Source organism: Bradyrhizobium sp. HKCCYLS20291, from assembly GCF_051167715.1.
In the GTDB taxonomy this organism is placed as follows: Bacteria; Pseudomonadota; Alphaproteobacteria; order Rhizobiales; family Xanthobacteraceae; genus Bradyrhizobium.
This window is the reverse complement of the sequence record NZ_JBNPTO010000012.1, coordinates 14,189-31,475: the sequence shown is the minus strand read 5'-3', so window position 1 is coordinate 31,475 and position 17,287 is coordinate 14,189. Positions and strand designations below refer to the sequence as shown.

The 17,287-nt window shown below is 62.6% G+C and carries 18 protein-coding genes and 1 pseudogene; 4 read left to right on the top strand and 15 right to left on the bottom strand.

Translation table 11 applies throughout. The annotated features are described in order from the left end of the window. Position 1 precedes the first annotated feature (1 nt). The 8 genes from ACQR07_RS24155 to ACQR07_RS24120 all read right to left on the bottom strand — a co-directional run bounded on the left by ACQR07_RS24155 (position 2) and on the right by ACQR07_RS24120 (position 7,544). Positions 2 to 214 (bottom strand): DUF6760 family protein, encoded by a 213-nt coding sequence (locus ACQR07_RS24155; RefSeq protein WP_434904626.1) that lies wholly within the window; start codon positions 212 to 214, stop codon positions 2 to 4. Then, the gene (locus ACQR07_RS24150; RefSeq protein ID WP_434904625.1) at positions 157 to 525 is read right to left on the bottom strand and encodes a hypothetical protein; all 369 of its coding nucleotides are present in this window, start codon (positions 523 to 525) and stop codon (positions 157 to 159) included. The genes ACQR07_RS24155 and ACQR07_RS24150 overlap by 58 nt, the downstream gene beginning before the upstream one ends. Further along, a complete protein-coding gene (locus ACQR07_RS24145; RefSeq protein ID WP_434904624.1) occupies positions 522 to 968 on the bottom strand; it encodes a phage tail protein in 447 nt (148 codons plus the stop codon). The genes ACQR07_RS24150 and ACQR07_RS24145 overlap by 4 nt, the downstream gene beginning before the upstream one ends. A 30-nt stretch (positions 969 to 998) precedes the next feature. Next, positions 999 to 2,540: a phage tail sheath family protein gene (locus ACQR07_RS24140; protein ID WP_434904623.1), complete on the bottom strand. Its 1,542-nt coding sequence runs from the start codon at positions 2,538 to 2,540 to the stop codon at positions 999 to 1,001. Positions 2,541 to 2,559: 19 nt separating this feature from the next. Then, positions 2,560 to 4,629 (bottom strand): phage tail sheath family protein, encoded by a 2,070-nt coding sequence (locus ACQR07_RS24135; RefSeq protein ID WP_434904622.1) that lies wholly within the window; start codon positions 4,627 to 4,629, stop codon positions 2,560 to 2,562. A 392-nt stretch (positions 4,630 to 5,021) separates the two neighbouring features. Then, complete coding sequence (locus ACQR07_RS24130; protein ID WP_434904621.1) at positions 5,022 to 5,933, bottom strand: hypothetical protein; 912 nt, start codon at positions 5,931 to 5,933, stop codon at positions 5,022 to 5,024. Between the two features lie 64 nt (positions 5,934 to 5,997). Next, positions 5,998 to 6,252 carry a hypothetical protein gene (locus ACQR07_RS24125; RefSeq protein WP_434904620.1) on the bottom strand — a complete coding sequence of 85 codons (255 nt, stop codon included), beginning with the start codon at positions 6,250 to 6,252 and terminating at the stop codon, positions 5,998 to 6,000. 260 nt (positions 6,253 to 6,512) lie between these two features. Further along, positions 6,513 to 7,544: a sigma-54 interaction domain-containing protein gene (locus ACQR07_RS24120; protein ID WP_434904619.1), complete on the bottom strand. Its 1,032-nt coding sequence runs from the start codon at positions 7,542 to 7,544 to the stop codon at positions 6,513 to 6,515. A 502-nt stretch (positions 7,545 to 8,046) separates the two neighbouring features. Here ACQR07_RS24120 and ACQR07_RS24115 point away from each other — a divergent pair. Continuing rightward, complete coding sequence (locus ACQR07_RS24115; RefSeq protein WP_434904618.1) at positions 8,047 to 9,810, top strand: hypothetical protein; 1,764 nt, start codon at positions 8,047 to 8,049, stop codon at positions 9,808 to 9,810. 37 nt (positions 9,811 to 9,847) lie between these two features. Here the strand turns inward: ACQR07_RS24115 and ACQR07_RS24110 are convergent, their stop codons facing one another. From ACQR07_RS24110 to ACQR07_RS24100, 3 genes are all read right to left on the bottom strand, one after another. Continuing rightward, positions 9,848 to 10,552 carry a Crp/Fnr family transcriptional regulator gene (locus tag ACQR07_RS24110; protein WP_434904617.1) on the bottom strand — a complete coding sequence of 235 codons (705 nt, stop codon included), beginning with the start codon at positions 10,550 to 10,552 and terminating at the stop codon, positions 9,848 to 9,850. Between the two features lie 168 nt (positions 10,553 to 10,720). Continuing rightward, positions 10,721 to 11,017, bottom strand: a complete 297-nt coding sequence (locus ACQR07_RS24105) for a putative quinol monooxygenase (protein WP_434904616.1) — start codon at positions 11,015 to 11,017, stop codon at positions 10,721 to 10,723. Positions 11,018 to 11,084: 67 nt separating this feature from the next. Then, the gene (locus ACQR07_RS24100; RefSeq protein ID WP_434904615.1) at positions 11,085 to 11,258 is read right to left on the bottom strand and encodes a hypothetical protein; all 174 of its coding nucleotides are present in this window, start codon (positions 11,256 to 11,258) and stop codon (positions 11,085 to 11,087) included. A gap of 167 nt (positions 11,259 to 11,425) precedes the next feature. Here ACQR07_RS24100 and ACQR07_RS24095 point away from each other — a divergent pair, with 167 nt between their 5' ends. Then, positions 11,426 to 12,214, top strand: a complete 789-nt coding sequence (locus ACQR07_RS24095; RefSeq protein ID WP_434904614.1) for an SDR family NAD(P)-dependent oxidoreductase — start codon at positions 11,426 to 11,428, stop codon at positions 12,212 to 12,214. Beyond that, positions 12,211 to 13,557: an SDR family NAD(P)-dependent oxidoreductase gene (locus ACQR07_RS24090; protein WP_434904613.1), complete on the top strand. Its 1,347-nt coding sequence runs from the start codon at positions 12,211 to 12,213 to the stop codon at positions 13,555 to 13,557. Before ACQR07_RS24095 ends, ACQR07_RS24090 begins: the two co-directional genes overlap by 4 nt. A gap of 185 nt (positions 13,558 to 13,742) precedes the next feature. Here the strand turns inward: ACQR07_RS24090 and ACQR07_RS24085 are convergent, their stop codons facing one another. From ACQR07_RS24085 to ACQR07_RS24070, 4 genes and pseudogenes are all read right to left on the bottom strand, one after another. Continuing rightward, positions 13,743 to 14,315, bottom strand: coding sequence for a VOC family protein (locus tag ACQR07_RS24085; RefSeq protein WP_434904612.1), 573 nt, complete (start codon positions 14,313 to 14,315; stop codon positions 13,743 to 13,745). Between the two features lie 51 nt (positions 14,316 to 14,366). Further along, positions 14,367 to 14,600, bottom strand: coding sequence for a tripartite tricarboxylate transporter substrate-binding protein (locus ACQR07_RS24080; RefSeq protein ID WP_434904611.1), 234 nt, complete (start codon positions 14,598 to 14,600; stop codon positions 14,367 to 14,369). 380 nt (positions 14,601 to 14,980) lie between these two features. Beyond that, positions 14,981 to 15,241: pseudogene (locus ACQR07_RS24075) on the bottom strand (benzoylformate decarboxylase); the annotation flags it as partial. Continuing rightward, positions 15,219 to 15,812: a thiamine pyrophosphate-binding protein gene (locus ACQR07_RS24070; RefSeq protein WP_434904779.1), complete on the bottom strand. Its 594-nt coding sequence runs from the start codon at positions 15,810 to 15,812 to the stop codon at positions 15,219 to 15,221. The gene ACQR07_RS24070 and the pseudogene ACQR07_RS24075, both read right to left, overlap by 23 nt. Positions 15,813 to 16,045: 233 nt before the next feature. Between ACQR07_RS24070 and ACQR07_RS24065 the strand changes: the two genes are divergently transcribed. Continuing rightward, the gene (locus ACQR07_RS24065) at positions 16,046 to 16,960 is read left to right on the top strand and encodes a LysR family transcriptional regulator (RefSeq protein ID WP_434904610.1); all 915 of its coding nucleotides are present in this window, start codon (positions 16,046 to 16,048) and stop codon (positions 16,958 to 16,960) included. Positions 16,961 to 17,287: the final 327 nt, after the last annotated feature.

The window sequence follows — 17,287 nt, the reverse complement described above, 5'->3', positions numbered from 1 at the left end:
TCTACGCCTCGTCCTGGGCGGCCTGGTTCAGACGACTGATCTGCTCGACCCACTGGCGACGTTCGGGATGAGCCATGTCGTAGATCTCCGTGCGCGACCAATGAAAATGATAGGCGACGAAGGCTACCTCCTGGACGATCTGGTCCAGAGGGTAGCCTACGATTCCCCCGCAGGTTCGAGCTCCAGCTCGAACTTCTCGTCGCAATGCGGACATACGACGGGAAGCTTGCTGGAGCCGTTGCCATTGATCCTGTTGTAGAGTCCCTGCAGGTAGTTGAGGTCCGACGCGAACAGCTTCTCGATCACGCCGGGATTGATGTCGCGCAGATCGCCCAGTCGCGTGATGACGCGCGCAAGCAGGATGACCAGCAGATAGGCCTCATTGCGTCGAACCCGGGGATCCTCGAGCGGCAGAATTTCGTCGCGCGCATTGGCAAGCCGCATGATGCCGTCACGATGGAGGCTACCCTCGCTGTCGATGTATCCCTTGGGCAGCCTGAACTCGAATTCCGTTTGCAAGGTCATGCGATGCTCACTCCCTCATGACAGATTTCGAGCTGCTCGATCGCGATCTCGTTTGCGGCGGCCTTGAAATCCGGGCCGACCCATTTCGACGGCCAGGCGTTCTTGAGATTGAAGCGGACCTTCTCGCTGCGTTTCTCGTCGAGCAGGATGATCGAGATGTTGCGGCGCGGCTCGCGGGTCGGGTCGTCGGACGGCTCCGTGACCATGCGGCGCCACTCGAAGATCTGATGCCCGAGGCCAACCCCGCGCTTCAGGGTGATGTTGCCGAATTTGTTGAGTCCGATCAGCTTGCGAGACGAATTGTCGTCATTGCCCTCGCGATATTCGATGATGTTGGTCTCGGAGTTCAGCCCGGTGCATTCGGAAAATCCGGCTTGGATCAGGCCATTGCTCTCCATCAGGAAGTGGCAGCTGGCGAACGGATCGGACTCGCGATGAACCATGTAAAATCCTCCTCCATGGTGTTGGTCGGATCAGGCGCCGCCGTCGACGCTCTGGGCGATGCGGAAAATGACGAACTCGGCCGGCTTCGAGGGCGCCACTCCGATCTCGGTGATGACGCGCCCCAGGAGAACCGACTCCGGCGGATTGGTCTCGTCGTCGCACTTGACGTAGAAGGCCTGGTCGGCGGTGGCGCCGACAAGTGCGCCGTTCAGCCATTGCAGCCGCAGGAACGCCGCGATGTTTCGCTCCAGGCTCTTCCACAAGCTGCGGTCATTGGGCTCGAAGATCGCCCAGCTGGTACCGTCGAGAATGCTCTCGCGCAGGAAGATGAGCAGTCGCCGGACATTGACGTAGCGCTGCTCCGGATCGCTGCTCGTGGTGCGCGCGCCCCAGATGACGGGCCCGGCGCCAGGGAGGCTTCGGATCAGATTGATGCCGGCGGGATTCAGCTTCTCCTGATCGGCCTGTACGAAGCCGAATGTCAGACCCAGCGCGGATTTGAGCTTGCCGTCGACAATCCCCGCCGGTGCCTTGTGGACCCCGCGCTTGCGATCAACGTCGGCATAGCGGCCAGCGATCGCACCGGAGGGGGGAATGGCGATCCTGCCGTTCGTGCGCGGATCGAAGACCTCGATCCAGGGGGCATAGAGTGCTGAGAACTTGGAGCTCGCGGCATTGCCCCCGGCGAACAGGCCATCCGCCGTCTTGTAGTTGAGAACGTCGTCAGCAGCGGTAATGATCGGCTGGCAATCTGCGATATAGAAGCAGTCCTGTCGCGATTCACAATAGGCCGTCGCGCGGACGTGCACGTTGCGGTCCACCGCCTCGGGCACGGCGATGATGCTGAGGCCATCCACCGCGTTGAACGCATTCAGTCCGTTACCGATGCTGGGCTTGCCGATGTAATCGTCGGCGGACAGTCCACTGAGGCCGTCGTCGCCGCTCTGCAAAGGGTCCGGAACGGCACCAGCGGTCGGTGCCGGCCTGCGACCAGCAATGTTGAGCGCGGAACCGGCAGCTATGACGTCGGTGACCTTGATGAAGGGCGATATGCCATTGATCCGAGTTTCGGCATAGTCTCGGCTGGAGCGATCCATCGACAGCGCAGAGATGGTCTCGACCGAGCGACCGTTCTGGAAGACTTCAAGCTCGAAAGTCGCCGCGTCAGGATTGCGAGCGATGATGGCGAGGCCGTTCGCCCAAGCACCAGCCGAACTGGCCTCGACCTTCAGCGCGTCGGCGGCGGCGTCCCCAACTGCCTTGTAGACGCGATTGGCCGATATCGCCGTCGGCCTGTCGGCGTTGTCGTAGTGACAGGTGCGCACCACGTAGCAGGTGCCGCCGCCTTCGTTGAAGAATGCGTTGACCGAGAATGGCAGCAGCGCATCACTGGAAAAATCGCCGAAATTCTTCTGGAACTCGGTGAAGTTGTTGATCGGCACCGCCGTGCCGATCGGCCCGCGCGCAGCGAGCCCGACGAAACCCGCCGTGGATGTCCCGGCGCCCTCCAAGGGCTTGATCCCCGAAGAGAGTTCCTCGAAGTAGACCGCAGGTGAAAGATACTCCGCCATGTCGACTGTCCTCGAGCGGTTATCGGGCGCTCTGCCCGACGCTTTGCCTGATACGGAAGATCACGAACTCTGCCGGCCTGGACGGCGCGACGCCGATGACGGTCACGACCTGACCGCTGTTCACCACTTCCGGCGGGTTGGTCGCAGCATTGCAGTTGACGAAGAAGGCCTGCTTCTCGGTCTGTCCGACGAGCTTGCCTTCGAGCCATTGGATCCGGAGAAAGGCGCTGACGTTGCGTTCGATGCTCTTCCACAGCGTCAGGTCATTCGGCTCGAACGTGGCCCATTGGGTGCCGTCGAGGATCGACTGCTCCAGCATGATGAACAGCCGACGCACGTTGATCTGCAGCCACTGCGAATCGCTAGAGAGCGTACGTGACCCCCACACGAAAATGCCGTCACGCGACTTGAGGATTGCATTCACGCCGTGTGGATAGAGCGTATCGTACTCACCCCTCGTGATGTTCCGCTCGAGGCCTGTGGCAACAGCGACGCGTCCCGTGTCCATTCCGGCTGGCGCCTTGTGAACGCCGCGGCGGCTGTCGGTGAGTGCGTAGATGCCGGCGACGGCGCCCGACGGCGGCACCAATGCCGGCCTGTTCGTCACTTGATCCGTGATGGTGATCCACGGTTCATAGAGCGCCGCATAACTCGTCCCAAACTTCGCACGGTAGGCGGCGATGCCGTCCGGGAAGCTGCGGGGCTTCTCGGCGACCAGAAACAGATTGCCCCGCCGTTCGCAAAAAGCGATGGCCTCCTTCGTCACGGTCTCGCTGGCATTGGGTATCGCGAGGATCGATGCGTCCGTCACGGCGGTCAGTGCGTAGAGGCCGGTTTTCGACGGCTCCTGCCCGATGAAGTCACTGTCGGGGAGATTGTTCGTGTTTGTGACGGTGTTGTTCAATCCGTCACTGCCGCCCGTCAGGGCCGTCGCGTCCGCGTTGTTGAGAGTTGCGAGGTCGTTCGTGCCGGTCTCGTCATTGGCAACGACGTATCTGGAGCCTCCGCTTCCAGCGCCGAGCCGGACATTCACATGATTGGTCCGATCGGTGTTGACGAGCGAAAGATTTTCGTGAACCTCCAGCACTGCCTTATCTTTTCTGGGCTCACTTTTCCGCCTGATGATCAGCGAGAATCCGCGCAGATAGACACGGCTTCTCGCGGCAGCGAACGCCGGCATGGCCTGCGTCGTGAACTGTGCCAACGTCACGGCAGGTGATCCAGGCTGGACGCTCACCCGAGTCACGACTGCGTAGGCCTGGGTGATGGCGAAGGTCAGTTGATCGCCCGACCGCAACAGACTGCCGTCGGGCTTGGTCAACGACGACAGAATGATCCCGTCGGCGACACCGGCAGCGACTTGCACGGGTTGCGCCAGGACCGTCGCGCCAAAGTAGTTGAGGCGAGGACCGTAGACCGGCACCTTGCTCGGGATTGGACCGGCAAATTTGGCACTCCCAGCCAGCAGCGGACTGTCGGCGGTGAAGCTGACGGCCTTGGTCGCGGCATTCACCTGCGCGATCCGGCCACTCACCTCTTCGACGATCCAGAGCAATGCCCCGACCGCGACGGAGTCGTTGAGTACCAGCGCAAGCCTATCCTGGTTGCCGGCGGTCATGTCCCCGGCGAGTCGCAGCGATGCAGCGCTGGTGTTCACCACAAGGGCTTCGAGATCCTGCCCCCATTCCCCCGGACTGTTCGCGCTCACCGTCAACGCAGGCGAGATCGCCGTACCGTCCGATGCGGCTCCGGCGAATTGCACCGAGGCAGGCGATGCCTGCAACGTGGCCGCCGATCCGGGGTCCAGATAGTGCGCAACGCGAACGATATAGCAGCGGCTGCCGCCCTGCTCGAAGAAGTGCCGGACGGCATAGTAGAGGTAGTGTTCCTGAGTCCCCTTGAGAATCCGGTAGGGACCGCCGAAGGTCTGCTCAAATTCGGCGAAGCCCGTGATCAGCGTCGCGCGGTTGACCGGGCCCTTGCGTGCCGCGCCGATGAAGGCGGCGGTTGACGTCGCAGACGATGGAATCGGACGGCTGCCGGATGATATCTCTTCGACATAAACGCCTGGTGCCCGGTAGGTTGCCACGTTCAGCTCTCCCCATCTGCAAACGTTTTCACTCGGCCGGTCGGACCTGGGCGCAACGACTGCGCTGATCCAGCGCGGCGCGAACTGCTCACCGATCCTTGTCTGGTGACTCGGATGGTTGCGGCGCCGCTTCGCCTTGCGCCTCAGCCGGTGCGTGATCTCGGACCTGAACGACGCCCGTGAGCACCAGATGCGCAAGCTCCGGCGAGGAAAGGACGTCGCGGCTCATCTGCTGTGTTTCGCAAGGACCCAGCCGTACGCTCCCCCCCGCGACATGAAATAGTAGCGGCTGGTTTCGATAGGTGTTTGTCACCGTGACACTCGCAGATCTGCCTGCCTGCGGAGCCTGTTCGCTGTTCTCTGCCATGCGCTACATTCCCGTGCTCTCGAAACTAGACTTTTGACAACACGACGATCGCGGTCGTCCGCGACTTCGCGACCAGATCGATCAACTGCGTTTTCGCCTGGAAGCCGGGAGCCGCGATCGATACGTCGATGCTGGTGATTGCGAGGCGTCCCGCAAAATGGAACACGACGTCGCCGCGCTTGCTACTCAGTGCCGATCGATGTTGCTCATCGAGCAAGAGCACGCCGCGCGGACCGCCGCCGAGATCGAACACGCTCAGCGTCAACTCGCCGACGTTGACCGTGCTCGGCGCGTTTCCATTGATCTTGCGGATTTCGATGCGGCCATCGATGACCGGCGGGCCACCCTGGTCGCCTGCGGCCAGCTTAACCACCACCACGGTAGTCGCGGCGGGGAACGGATAGGTTGAACCCGGACGAACGAGCAAATTCCGGCTGCGAACGATCCGAAGCACCTGGTTGGGCGCCAGCCCAGCCACGCTGCTCAGCGTCGCGAAGCTCACCTTTGCCCCCTCGAGCCCCTCGACGAGGGTCGCCGCAAATCCGCCCTGCCCGATCACGGCCGCACCCGGCTCGATCGGCGGCACGAATGCGATCGGATCGAACGTCACCCGCGACTGCGGCGCCGACACATCGACGATCGTGAGATAGAGTTCGTCTTCGCCAGGAAAGCTGAGCTCGACCGGAGCCTCGGACGGACGCACCTTCGCGACGATCCGTTGCTGGAACGTCGGAGCGTCGATCCGGACACGGTACTCCGACGGAGATGGCGCGAGACCTACGAACGCGAAGAAACCGTCACTCTTCTTGAGGGACGGTCGGCCATCGGAGTCGAGCGATGCACTGAAGTTGGATGGCCCGATCACCTGCCGCGTCAGCTCGTCGGCCAGTCGCCCGAAAAGAGAGAGTTGGCTCGTATGGGTGTCGCCGATGCTCATGCGCTGCCACCCGCCGCAAGTTGTGCCGCGTTGCTCACTCGGTCATTGGCGCGCTGCCGGCCAATCACGACGCTCCTCCTCCACTTTGGGCACAGGCATAGACCACCGTTCCATCGATCAGGACGATGCGTGCAAGCCGCTTCAGAGCGACCAGATATTCCGCGGCTGCGAGGACGGCGGGGAGCGACGCCTCGCGTTGCTCGACGGCGAGCCACCAATCACGAATACCCTCCGGGGTGTCCGCCGCTCGCGGATGACGTTCGAGGTAACTCTCAATCATGCGGGCGATCACAATCGTCTCTTCGCTCTCGGTGGCCACAGATGATGCCTCAGCGCGGATCCCAGCACTGCATCAGTCACGAGCAGATGATTGCACACGATGTGCCAAGACAATTTCATGAGTGATTTCCGCGGGCCGTTCGCAAGCCCAACGCACAGATGGGTCAATCTCGCCTCAGCCGGCATCCACGCGAGAGCGGAGTTCGGCACGGCGAAAGACGGCAGTTTCAGCGGCTTGATGAGGTGAGCTAATTTTGCGCCGGGGGTGTAACGATTAACCCAGGGACGACGACGGCGTCGTCACACGCTGGTCGCGGACGCACGAAACTGGGCGCCGATCAGCCCATGTTTCTTGACGAGCTTGTTCAATGCGCTGCGGTCTGTTCCAGCGATACGCGCGGCACGCGTGATGTTGCCGCCGGTCTGGGTGAGAAGCCGGCTCAGATAGGTTCGCTCGAACTGAATCATCGCCTGCGCCTTCGCCGACTTGAACGTCTGCGCGGAGTAATCGCCGGACGATGCAGGCTGCTGGGCATCGACGTCGGCGCCGCCGGAAAGCTGGATCGTATCGCGATCGACCAGCAGGCACTCGCGCAGCATCAAATTCTGGAGCTCACGCACATTGCCGGGCCACGAATAGAGCCGCATCCAGTCAACCGTTTCAGGGTGCAACCGCTTGATAGGCTTCTTGTATTGCGTAGCGAAGCGTCGCACGAAATGCTCCGCGAGAAGCACCGCATCGTTGTCGCGCTGACGCAACGGTGGCATCGTGAGCGACAAGATGCTGAAGCGAAACAGGAGATCACGGCGGAACTGGCCCATACGCACCATATCGTTAAGATCGACGTTGCTCGATGCGATGATGCGAACGTCGCCGCTGCTGATCCGGTGCCCTCCGACCGGTCGATATTGCCGGTCCTCGAGAAAGCGCAGCAGGACCACCTGCGCCCGCACCGTCATCGCCTCCACTTCGTCGAGGAAGAGCGTGCCGCGTTCCGCCTGAGCGACGAGTCCCGGCGACGACCGCTTCGCATCGGTGAACGCGCCGCGTTCGTGGCCGAACAGCTCGCTTTCAAGCAGATTGTCGGGAAGCGCGCCGCAGTTCACGGGGATGAAGGGAAAGTCACGGCGGTCGCTCAGATAGTGCAGTGCCCTCGCTGCTAGTTCCTTTCCGGTGCCAGTCTCGCCTTGAACCAGCACCGTGGCGTCACAAGCCGCCATCTTCTTGATCAGACGCATGGTCTCGATGAATATCGGCGACTGACCGAGGAGGTTCACGCGCGGGAGCGCGCTGGCATTGGAGTCAGGTGATTGCCAATGTCTAGTGTCCATCTACATGATCCGAACTGTACCAAAACACCACGTCGGCTCAGATGCAAAGTCCACCTGCGAAGTTCACGCCAGCCTGCTGCGGCGTCAAAATTGATAATTACGGCAGCGATGGCCGATCCTTGCAACTCCGGATGCGATCGCTGCGACGTCTCAAACGCTGCAGCACGCGTTTGAGGAAACGCCGGACTTGCCGCATCACGCATAGCAACAACAAGAGCGTATGATCCTGGATCGACAAATAAGTCGTCGACACCGGTCGTGAGTATGACGTGCTTCACAAAGTTCGTATTGATCCTAGCCTATCGTCCTGAAGTCGACTATTCCTATTCAAACAATTTTCAGTCGAGCCGATCTGGCCGGTGCATACGGGTGCGGTGATTACGTTGGGCCTCTCGCAGAGCAGCTTGGTTTCAGCACACTGACCAGGCAGTTCCTGCAAAATGGACCAACCCGCAAGATGAACTAGGCGCCTAGTGATTGCGCGTTCGAGGGGGGATTTGCCATGGCTGCCGATGAGCAGACGCTGGGCATTGTGTGGGCCGAAACCGCACGTTTAGTCCCGTTCGATGGCTCCGATACCACGCGCCAGCGCCTGCAGGCTGTGGTCGGCCGACTGGTAGACCAGGCGCGATCGCTTGGATCGACGGCAAATTTTGCACGACCTGCAGCATTGCCTGGAATTGCGCCTGCGCCCGGCGGCGAGCGCGCGGAAGCGATGCGTCAGGCCGTCAGCAGCGGCATCGCCACCGGCAAATTCAATGGACTCGATCTGCCGAAGCGAGCGGTATTATGGGAAGTCACTGCAACCGGCGAGCCGCGCGAGACCGATGCAAGGCTTCCCAGATGGGCCGAATGGATCAAGCTCGGTCCGGTCGCGCGCACCTTCGACTTCAAGGTCGATGGTGACAGCACCGGACGCGTATTCCGATTGTATGAAAGCGATGCCGAAGCGGGCGTCGACGCAATCTCCTTCGTCTCTGGCTTCACCCAGTCAGGAATTCCGCGCCTGAATCAGAAGACGAGCGGAGTTTCCGGGCCTTGGCTCGTCGGCGGGTTGGCGACGATCCTGTTCTTTTGGATGATCATCACTCTGGGATGGACCGGACGCACAGTCGCACAGGCGCGCGATCTCATGAACGGGAGCCCGCCGGAATATGCCGCCACTGTCGTCAAATCCGTCCTGAAGACCTGCACGGATTCGTCGCAGCCGCAGCAGCCCGGCTCCAATGAGGCCCAACTCACCTTCGTCCCGGCCTGCACCGGTCCCGGAGCGCCCGACCCACAGTCGCGCAACGAGGATGGCGTAGCGCAAGCGCTGAGGAACTGCCTCGTTCCGCCAAAGAACACGCCGGCGCTGCTGAGTACCTCGCTGTTCTGCCGCATCGCGTGGCGGGCCGCGGCGGAGAGGGCCAACTCGCCCGAAATGACCACGCTGCCCTGGCCATTCGGCGGCTTGCTGCTCACGGTTTCGGGCTGGGCGGCCAAACCGAGCGGCGCGACAGCTTCGATCTCGATCGTGCTTCCGCTGATCGGTTTCTGGCTGTCGATTGCTCTTCTCGGTGGGGCGCTCGGCTGGGGAACGAAGGGCTCGATCTTCGGCATCTGGATCAACGCGCAGAACCGGATCTCGCTGGCACGCATGCAGGTCTCGCTCTGGACGATCACCGTGCTCGGCGGCTACGCAGCATTGGCCCTGCTCAATATCGGCGAGCTCGCCGACTCGATTCGTGAGTTCTACATCAAGGCCAGCAACGGAGCCGAGACTCTGCCCCAGGCGTTTCCGGACATTCCAGCCATGATACTGGCCGCGCTCGGTATCTCGGTCGCTTCCCCGATGATCTCCTCGCTGATCAAGACCTACTCCAACGGCCCGAGTGTCGACGTGCAGGACGGATCGATGTCCACTGACGCGAGCGGCATCGGCCGGTTTGCGGACCGAAGCGGCGACGGCAATCTCGAGGTACGCCCGCTTGCCGCTCAGGCCTCACTGGTTGATCTGTTCACCGGAGAGACCGAGAACGACAAGAATCGCGTCGACGTGGCACGTCTACAGAATGTCGTGATCACGTTCATTCTGATTTCCAGCTATGCGACCCTGTTGTTCGGCTTCGCACGCGACATTGCGCCGACAACGATCGTGCGAGCCCTGGACATGAGCGCCGCGCTGTTTCCGTCACTGCCCGATCCCGGTGGAACGTTCACGACGCTGCTCGCGGCAAGCCACGCGACCTATCTGCTGTCCAAGCGGGCGGCGCTGCAGACGTAGTCATGACAAAGCGCTTCGAGTGCGGCCCGGTTCGGGCCTAACCTTCCGCGTCATCGCCGAGGCTGAGACGTTCGATCGCATCGAGATCGTGGATCGTGACCGAGGCGTACTTCGCAGTCGCGATCCCATCCTGCTCAAGACTCTTGAGCAGACGATTGATCGTCTGGCGTCCAACGCCGATCATCACGGCAAGGTCCTCCTGCGACAAGCGCAGGTCGATGACCAGCCCGTTCTTGGCTTGCCGCCCGTGACGCTCTGCGAGCCGCTGCAATTCCTGCGCAAGCCGATGAAGGGGACGCCGGTTGCGGACGATGATCAGGTTCTGCATCGAGACGCGCAGGTGATCGCAAACCATTCTCACGAACGCAGAGTAGTATTCGTGGTTCTCGTTGATGAGGGCTTCGAACCGCTCCTGGCTGAGGTGAAACAGAACGGCCTTCCCGATCGTGAACGCGTCATAGCCATAGGGACGCCCGTCCAGGGCCGAGGTGACGCCGATCCACGACCCCGGCGAGGAGATCAGCAGGAACGACGGATTGCCGGACAGCGAAAAGCTGGTCAATCGCACCTGGCCCGACACCAGGGCGATCAATCCGTCGCGGGCGTCGCTTGCCGAGTAGACCAGGGAGTTGTCCACGGTTCGGATGCGACCCAGCCGCAGGATGCTGTCGGCCAATGCGGGGGTAAGGCCGGCAAACCACTTGTTCTTGCGCAGGACAGCCTTGAGGACCGCTTTGTTCATTCGTCGCCACATGAAGACGGGATTTGCCGCTGTCGCGACCTTATGATCCCATATCAGTGTCGCGCAGATCAATCGAGGCGGCCGCCCCTACGGCAGTGCCCGCACCAGCCCGACGCGAGCGGCCGGCGCGGTACACCGGTGCGCGTCCCCCTCGTTGGCCGGCCGGTGCTAGATCGATGTCTCCTCGGCCTCATAGATGGTCATGACGGGCGGCTTCGCGCACAGTTTGCCGACCTCCTTCACGAACGTCCGCGACTCCGGCCGGGCAAAATGCGCCTTCAGCGCCGCGGCATCGCGCCAGCGCTCGAAGAACCGCAAGCGATGGGGATCTTCGCAATCAACCTGCACGACGTGCTCGACGCAGCCGTCTTCCGCACGTGAGCGATGCACGTGCTCCAGGCTGACCTTCAACAGACGGTCAAAGCTTTCGCCAATCCCCTCCACGGATCCCACGACGATAATCATCGACTTTCATCCTTTCCTTTTGTGTTCTTCGTCAGACGCCGATGTTCGCTTTCCCCAAACGGCTCCCTCATCGCCTTGCCGACATGAAGGTTGCCATCACCTGGCCGTCCTTCGCCGAGGAATACTGATACCTCAGATGGAAGACCACCCCGTGGAGAAAGCGAGCTTCGAAGAAGTCGCGCAAGATCCACTCGGTATAAAATTCGGCGGGCGTCTGGACGAAGGCCATCGCTGCAGCCACGACGCCATGCGAACATGATGCGCAGCATCATCTTCCGGGCTCCGAGCTCAAGCTAGCGTGATTTTGAGGATCGATTGTCGCGATTGCGACAGTCTCGGCCATGAACTGCGCTTGTCTCCTGGCGGCGTCACGACGCGGCGCCGGCCATGCCAAAACGAGGAGACCCCATGTCGCTGACGGCCGAGCAGCTCTTCGCGGTCAAGGGCCTCGTCACCATCGTGACCGGCGCCGCGAGCGGGCTTGGCCTGGCCATTGCCCGGACCATGGCCGCCAACGGTGCCGACGTCGTCCTGGTTGACAGGAACGAGAACGACCTGAGGCGGATCGGCGAGGAGATCATCCCGGGCGCCGAGGTCGCGATAGTCGATGTCGCAGACCCGGACGCGATCCGGCGGACGGTCGATGACGTCGTCGCGCGCAAGGGGAGGCTCGACGTGATGTTCGCGAATGCCGGCATCAGCGGCGGCGCAGGAATTCGCTTGCCGCAGGGCCACATCGAGAACGTCGATCTCGCGGCGTGGAACGAGGTTCTCGCCATCAACCAGACCGGCGCATTCGCGACCATGCAGGCTGCGGCGCGCCACATGAAGGCGCAGCGCAGCGGCCGGATCGTGGTCACGGCCTCGGTCGGAGGACTGCGAGGCTCGCCGGCGACCGCCTATGCTTATGCGGCCGCCAAGGCAGCAGTAGTGAACCTGGTCAGGCAAGCCGCGCTCGAGCTCGCCACCTTCGACGTCAAGGTCAATGCCATCGCGCCCGGCTTCTTCCGGACCGGGCTCGGCGGTGGCCGCCTGCTCGACGAGGCCGCGACAGCGCCCCTCCAGGCCATGGTGCCGATGAACCGGCTTGGGCTGCCCGACGAGATTGCCGGCCTCAGCCTGCTGCTGGCCTCGCCCGCCGCGAGCTACATCACCGGATCGGTGTTCACCGTCGACGGCGGAATCAGCGCGGCATGAAGCAGCTCGAGGGCAAGGTCGCGGTGATCACGGGGGCTGCGAGCGGCATTGGCCGCGCGCTGGCTGCGGCCTGCGCCGCGCACGGAATGAAGCTCGTTCTCGCCGACGTCGATGGCGACGGACTATCGGCCACGAAAGACCTGATGCCGAACGGGATCACCGTGCACGCGGCGCTGTGCGACGTGTCCAACGGCGAGGCGGTCCAGCGCCTTGCCGATCTCGCATTTGACGCGTTCGGCAACGTTCACCTGCTCTTCAACAATGCCGGCGTCGCGGCGCTCGGCCCGGTCTGGTCGGCAACGCCCGAGGACTGGACCTGGGTGCTCGGAGTCAACCTCCTCGGCGTCGCCCACGGCATTCGCAGCTTCGTCCCGCGCATGATGGCCGCGGGCGATCAAGGCCACATCGTCAACACGGCGTCAGCCGCGGGGTTGACCGCCGTCGCCGGCTCTGGCGTCTACTGCGCCAGCAAGCACGCGGTCGTCGCCTTGTCCGAATGCCTCCTGAAGGACCTTCAGCTCGCCGGCTCTGCTCTCAAGGTCAACGTGCTGTGCCCCTCGCTCGTCAAGACGGCCATCGCCGACTCCGGCCGGCATCGCCCCGCACATCTGGCTGCAACAAACCCCGACACTGCTGCGTATGACCATCGCGTCAGGATGGGAATGGAAGCCTCCGAGGTCAGCGCCGCCGATGTGGCCAGGATGACGATGCAGGCCATCCACGACGACCAATTCTACATTCTTCCGCACCCAGCGGTCCGGCTCCGCGTCGAGGAGCGACTCCGCAACATCATCAGTGATCACCAGCCCCCCCTCACCAGACGGCCTCGTTGTGCCGACGGATGGACCATGAGCAATTCAGACGAGACCGCCGACCTCAGAGCCAGGCTCGAGGCGCTCGAGAAGCGCGTTGCCGAACATGACGATCGCGAGGCGATCCGGACACTGCGCTGCACGTACCATGAATATGTCAACCAGGAGCGTGTCGCCGATCTGGCCGATCTGTTTGCGGAGAATGCCACGGTGTCCTACGGCGGTCGGCCGTCGGTCACCGGCCGCGAGGCGATCCGGGACTTCTTTCTCAATTTCCCGATCAAATGGGCGCGCCAGTTCATCCACGCGCATGTCGTCGAGATCGATGGCGACCGCGGCAGGGGCTACAGCCATCTCGACGGTCGCCCCGTTCTCAACGGCAAGAGCCTCATGGTCGGCGGCCGCTTCGATGATGAATATGTCAGAGAACACGGCCGTTGGCTGTTCTCAAAAGTCGTACTGACGACTTGGTACATGGTTCCGGTCGAGCCCGGCTGGGAAGCCGCGGCGACCAAGCCGGCGCAGACGTGAGTTGAAAACAGCACGAGCCTGCCGGCTAACCCCGCGAGATATCTCCGGGGAGAGAGCGAGCTGGCTTGGGCAGGAGGGACCGAACCTCCAAATCGCGGAATCAAAATCGGTTTGAACAACCAAGAATCTCGACGCGCATTTGGCAGAAGCCATCGACCGCCTTCCAATGGTCGGATCAATGAACCTCATTCCTTCTCCAAACGCTGCGACATGAGCCGCTCCCACTCGGAAACCAGCATGAAGCCAGGGTCCTTTCGGCAGGCGTCCTCGGTTTCACGCAAGAGCTGCTCATCGGTCTTTTCGAGGTCAAGCGGATCGCCGTGCGGTTGCGGCACGTAGAACGGCGTATCCACATAGATCTCGACCAGGTTACCCTCGGGGTCATTGAAGTAGATCGACCAGGCGTTGCCGTGGTTCAGACCGAACAGCTCGGTTGCGCCGTTGGCCAGGGCTTTGGTGCGCGCGGAACGAAGCTGATCCAACTTCGCGACCTTGAACGACAGCTGCATCACGGTGCTGGGAGCATTTTGCGCTCTGCCCGAGGCAAGCGCCAGCTGATGATGCATGTTCGGTTGCGAGCTCATGAAAACGAGCTGGTTCTGGAAGCGCCTGCCGACGCCACGATCCGTCACCACAAGGTCGAGGGTCTTGCAGTAGAAGTCCTCGATCTTCTGGATATCCCAGACATAGATGCCGACGTGACTGAGGTTCGGACGTGATTGCAGCGAGGACTCGACCTTCGATGTGGCTTCAGTCATGGTGATCTTCCGGCTGAGCAGTTCTTGGATGGCGCCCGACTGAAACCCGGATCAGATCTTCGGAATCTTCGCCCGCTCCACCACGCCCGACCACTTCGCGATTTCGGACTGGATCAGCTTCTTCATCTCTTCCGGGGAGCTGCCGCGGACTTCGCCTCCCACGGCTGTTTCCAGACGCTGCTTGATCTCGGGGTTCTTGAGGATCTCGAGCGTCGCCGCGTTGAGTGCGGCGACAACCGCAGGCGGGGTGCCCTTGGGAGCGAGAAGGGCCGCCCATGTACGCACGTCGTATCCCCCCGCCTGCCCGGCTTGCCGAGTGCCACTCCCACCGCCGCCGGCATGCCGTATCCGAGGCCGCCGCTGTCCATGGTGTAGAACCCTTCGCTGCCGAGAATCGGCAGGCGGGCCTGCATCACCGGCCGGGCGCTCGGCGCTTCCTCGACGACAATGCTCTCGGCCGGTCTCATCTCCGCGAGCGATTGCATGACATAGGCCGTCGACAGCGGCGCCGTCGGCCCTACCCGTGGAGCGGCGAGGCGTCCCTTTGGAAGCGCGCGGGCGGGCGGCTTCGTGCGCGCGAGAAGATCGATGAGACCAAGCTTGATGCTGCCGACTGCGGCGTTTCCTTCGGGCGTCCACGATGCCGTGTTGGGATCGTCGGTCAACTGCACGAGCTTCGCACCGGGCGGCACGTGCGGCCCGAATCCCTCGACATGGTAGGTGAACGCCGGCGCGCCGATCGCGAACACGAGATCGGAGCCAGCAAGCAGGCTGACGATCCTTTCGCGCATCGCCGGCAGGAAGCCCGCGAACAGCCGATGGCCCTCCGGAAAGCTGCAGCGGCCGGTCATCGGCGCGACGAACACGCGGGCATTGTGCAATTCGGCGAGGCGGACGACGTCGTCAAAAGCCTCGTCCCGGTCCACGGCACCGCCGACAACGAAGACCGGCTGCGCCGCGGAATCGAGCGCCTGCGCGATGTGGTCGAGCACGATCGGATCCGGTCGAACCCGCTGGCCGACCACGCGCACAGGGAGAAACTGCGCGGGCCGGTCCCAATCGTCGACGGGGACCGAGACCAGCACGGGGCCGCGCGGCGGCATCATCGCAAGGTAGTAGGCGCGCGCGATCGCGTGCGGCACGTCCTCGCCGCGCGCTGGCTCGACGCTCCATTTCACATAGGGCTTCGGAAGCTCCGCTGCCTCGCGCGAGGCAAGAAACGGGGTCGAACGGAAGGATCGAGCGCGCCTGCTGCCCGGCCGTGATCACCAGCGGCGTGCGGTTCTTGCATGCGGTGAAGATGTTGCCCATGGCGTTGCCGACGCCTGCGGCGGAATGCAGATTGACGAAGGCAGCGTTGCGGGTTGCCTGCGCATAGCCATCCGCCATCCCGACCACCACGGCTTCCTGGAGGCCGAGCACGTAGCGGAAGTCGTCCGGGAAATTGCGAAACAAAGGCAACTCGGTCGAGCCCGGATTGCCGAACACCGTCGTCATTCCGAAACGGCGCATGAGGTCGCAGACGGCATCACGCACCGTCACCTCCGTCGCGCCCGAATGCGCTCCATGTATTGCGGAGCGTACGGCTTCCTGCATCTGGACGTTTCCCGTGATCCCGGCCGTGTTCGGCGCGGTGTGTTCTTTGCGGCCTCGTCCGGCCGGCGATCACAATGAAAATCCACGACTTGTTTGAAAATTGCCTTTTTGCGGAAAAGTCATTACCATTTTGCATGACTTTCGATCTCCGGCAGCTCAACGCCTTCGTCACCATCGTCTCGGTCGGCAGTCTCGGCCGGGCTGCCGAGGCGCTGAACGTGACGCAGCCGGCACTCAGCCGCACGGTGCAGCGGCTCGAGCAGCAGATCGGCTCGCCGCTGTTCGAACGCCATTCGAAGGGCATGCAACTGACGGCGATCGGCAGCGCGCTGCTTCCGCATGCAACGCTGCTGTTGCGCGAGGCGGAGAACGCGACCGAAGAGATCAACGCGATGCGCGGATTGGCGAAGGGGACGATACGCGTCGGCGCAGTGGGCGCGATCGCGAGCCTCATTCTGCCGCTGGCGATCGAAGGTGTTCTGAAGGCCTGGCCTCAGCTCACCGTCTCGGTCATGGAAGGTGTCTGGGATCGGCTTGCCGAGGGACTGGTCAAGCATGAAATCGACCTTGCCCTGAGCGCCACCGCCGAAACGCCCGATGAGATCGAGGCCATTCCCGACTGCCGCTGGCAGGACCGCAGCAATATCGTCGCGGCGACCGGTCATCCGCTGCGCCGGAAGCGGAAGCTGACGCTCGAAGACACGATGAACGAGCGCTGGGCAATCACGCCGCGCGGCACCGCGCCTTACCAGCAACTCCAACAGGTGTTTCGCGACAGCGGCCTCGGACTGCCAAACATCGTGGTCGAGACGCGGTCGATCATCGTCCTCAAGAGCCTCGTGACTCGCTCGGGCTTTCTCGGATGGATGCCGGAGTCGGTCTATGATGCCGAGCGTCGCGCGCGGCTCGTCAATGTCTTGGACATCCCCGGAGCAACCAGCGTGAGGACGCTGACCGCCTTCAAGCGCCGACTTGGCATCTTGCCGGCGCCAGCAGCCAAGCTTCTTTTGGAGATCCGGCGATTGGCAGCGCGCCCGGCGAAATGGTGAAAATGTAAAATACCGACTGGGCTTCAGAAACCTGGCTGGGGCGGGAGGGATCGAACCTCCGAATGGCGGAATCAAAATCCGCGCGGTCCGCTAAACGAATCAACGCATATTCTGAAAAATGAGCGGAAAGCTACACCAGAGATCCCAATAGGTTACGGTCCGCTTCAGAACGCGAACGGGCAACGGAGCGCAGGTGCAGCTCCAAAGGCAGCCGACAGCATCGCCCCTGTAGGAGGTCCGGTCCGGCGACAGATTCCATTAGGGGAAAGGTCCCGTCCCTCCGCGGCTACATGCACTGAGCGTCTTACGGACTTCGCTCTGCGGGTA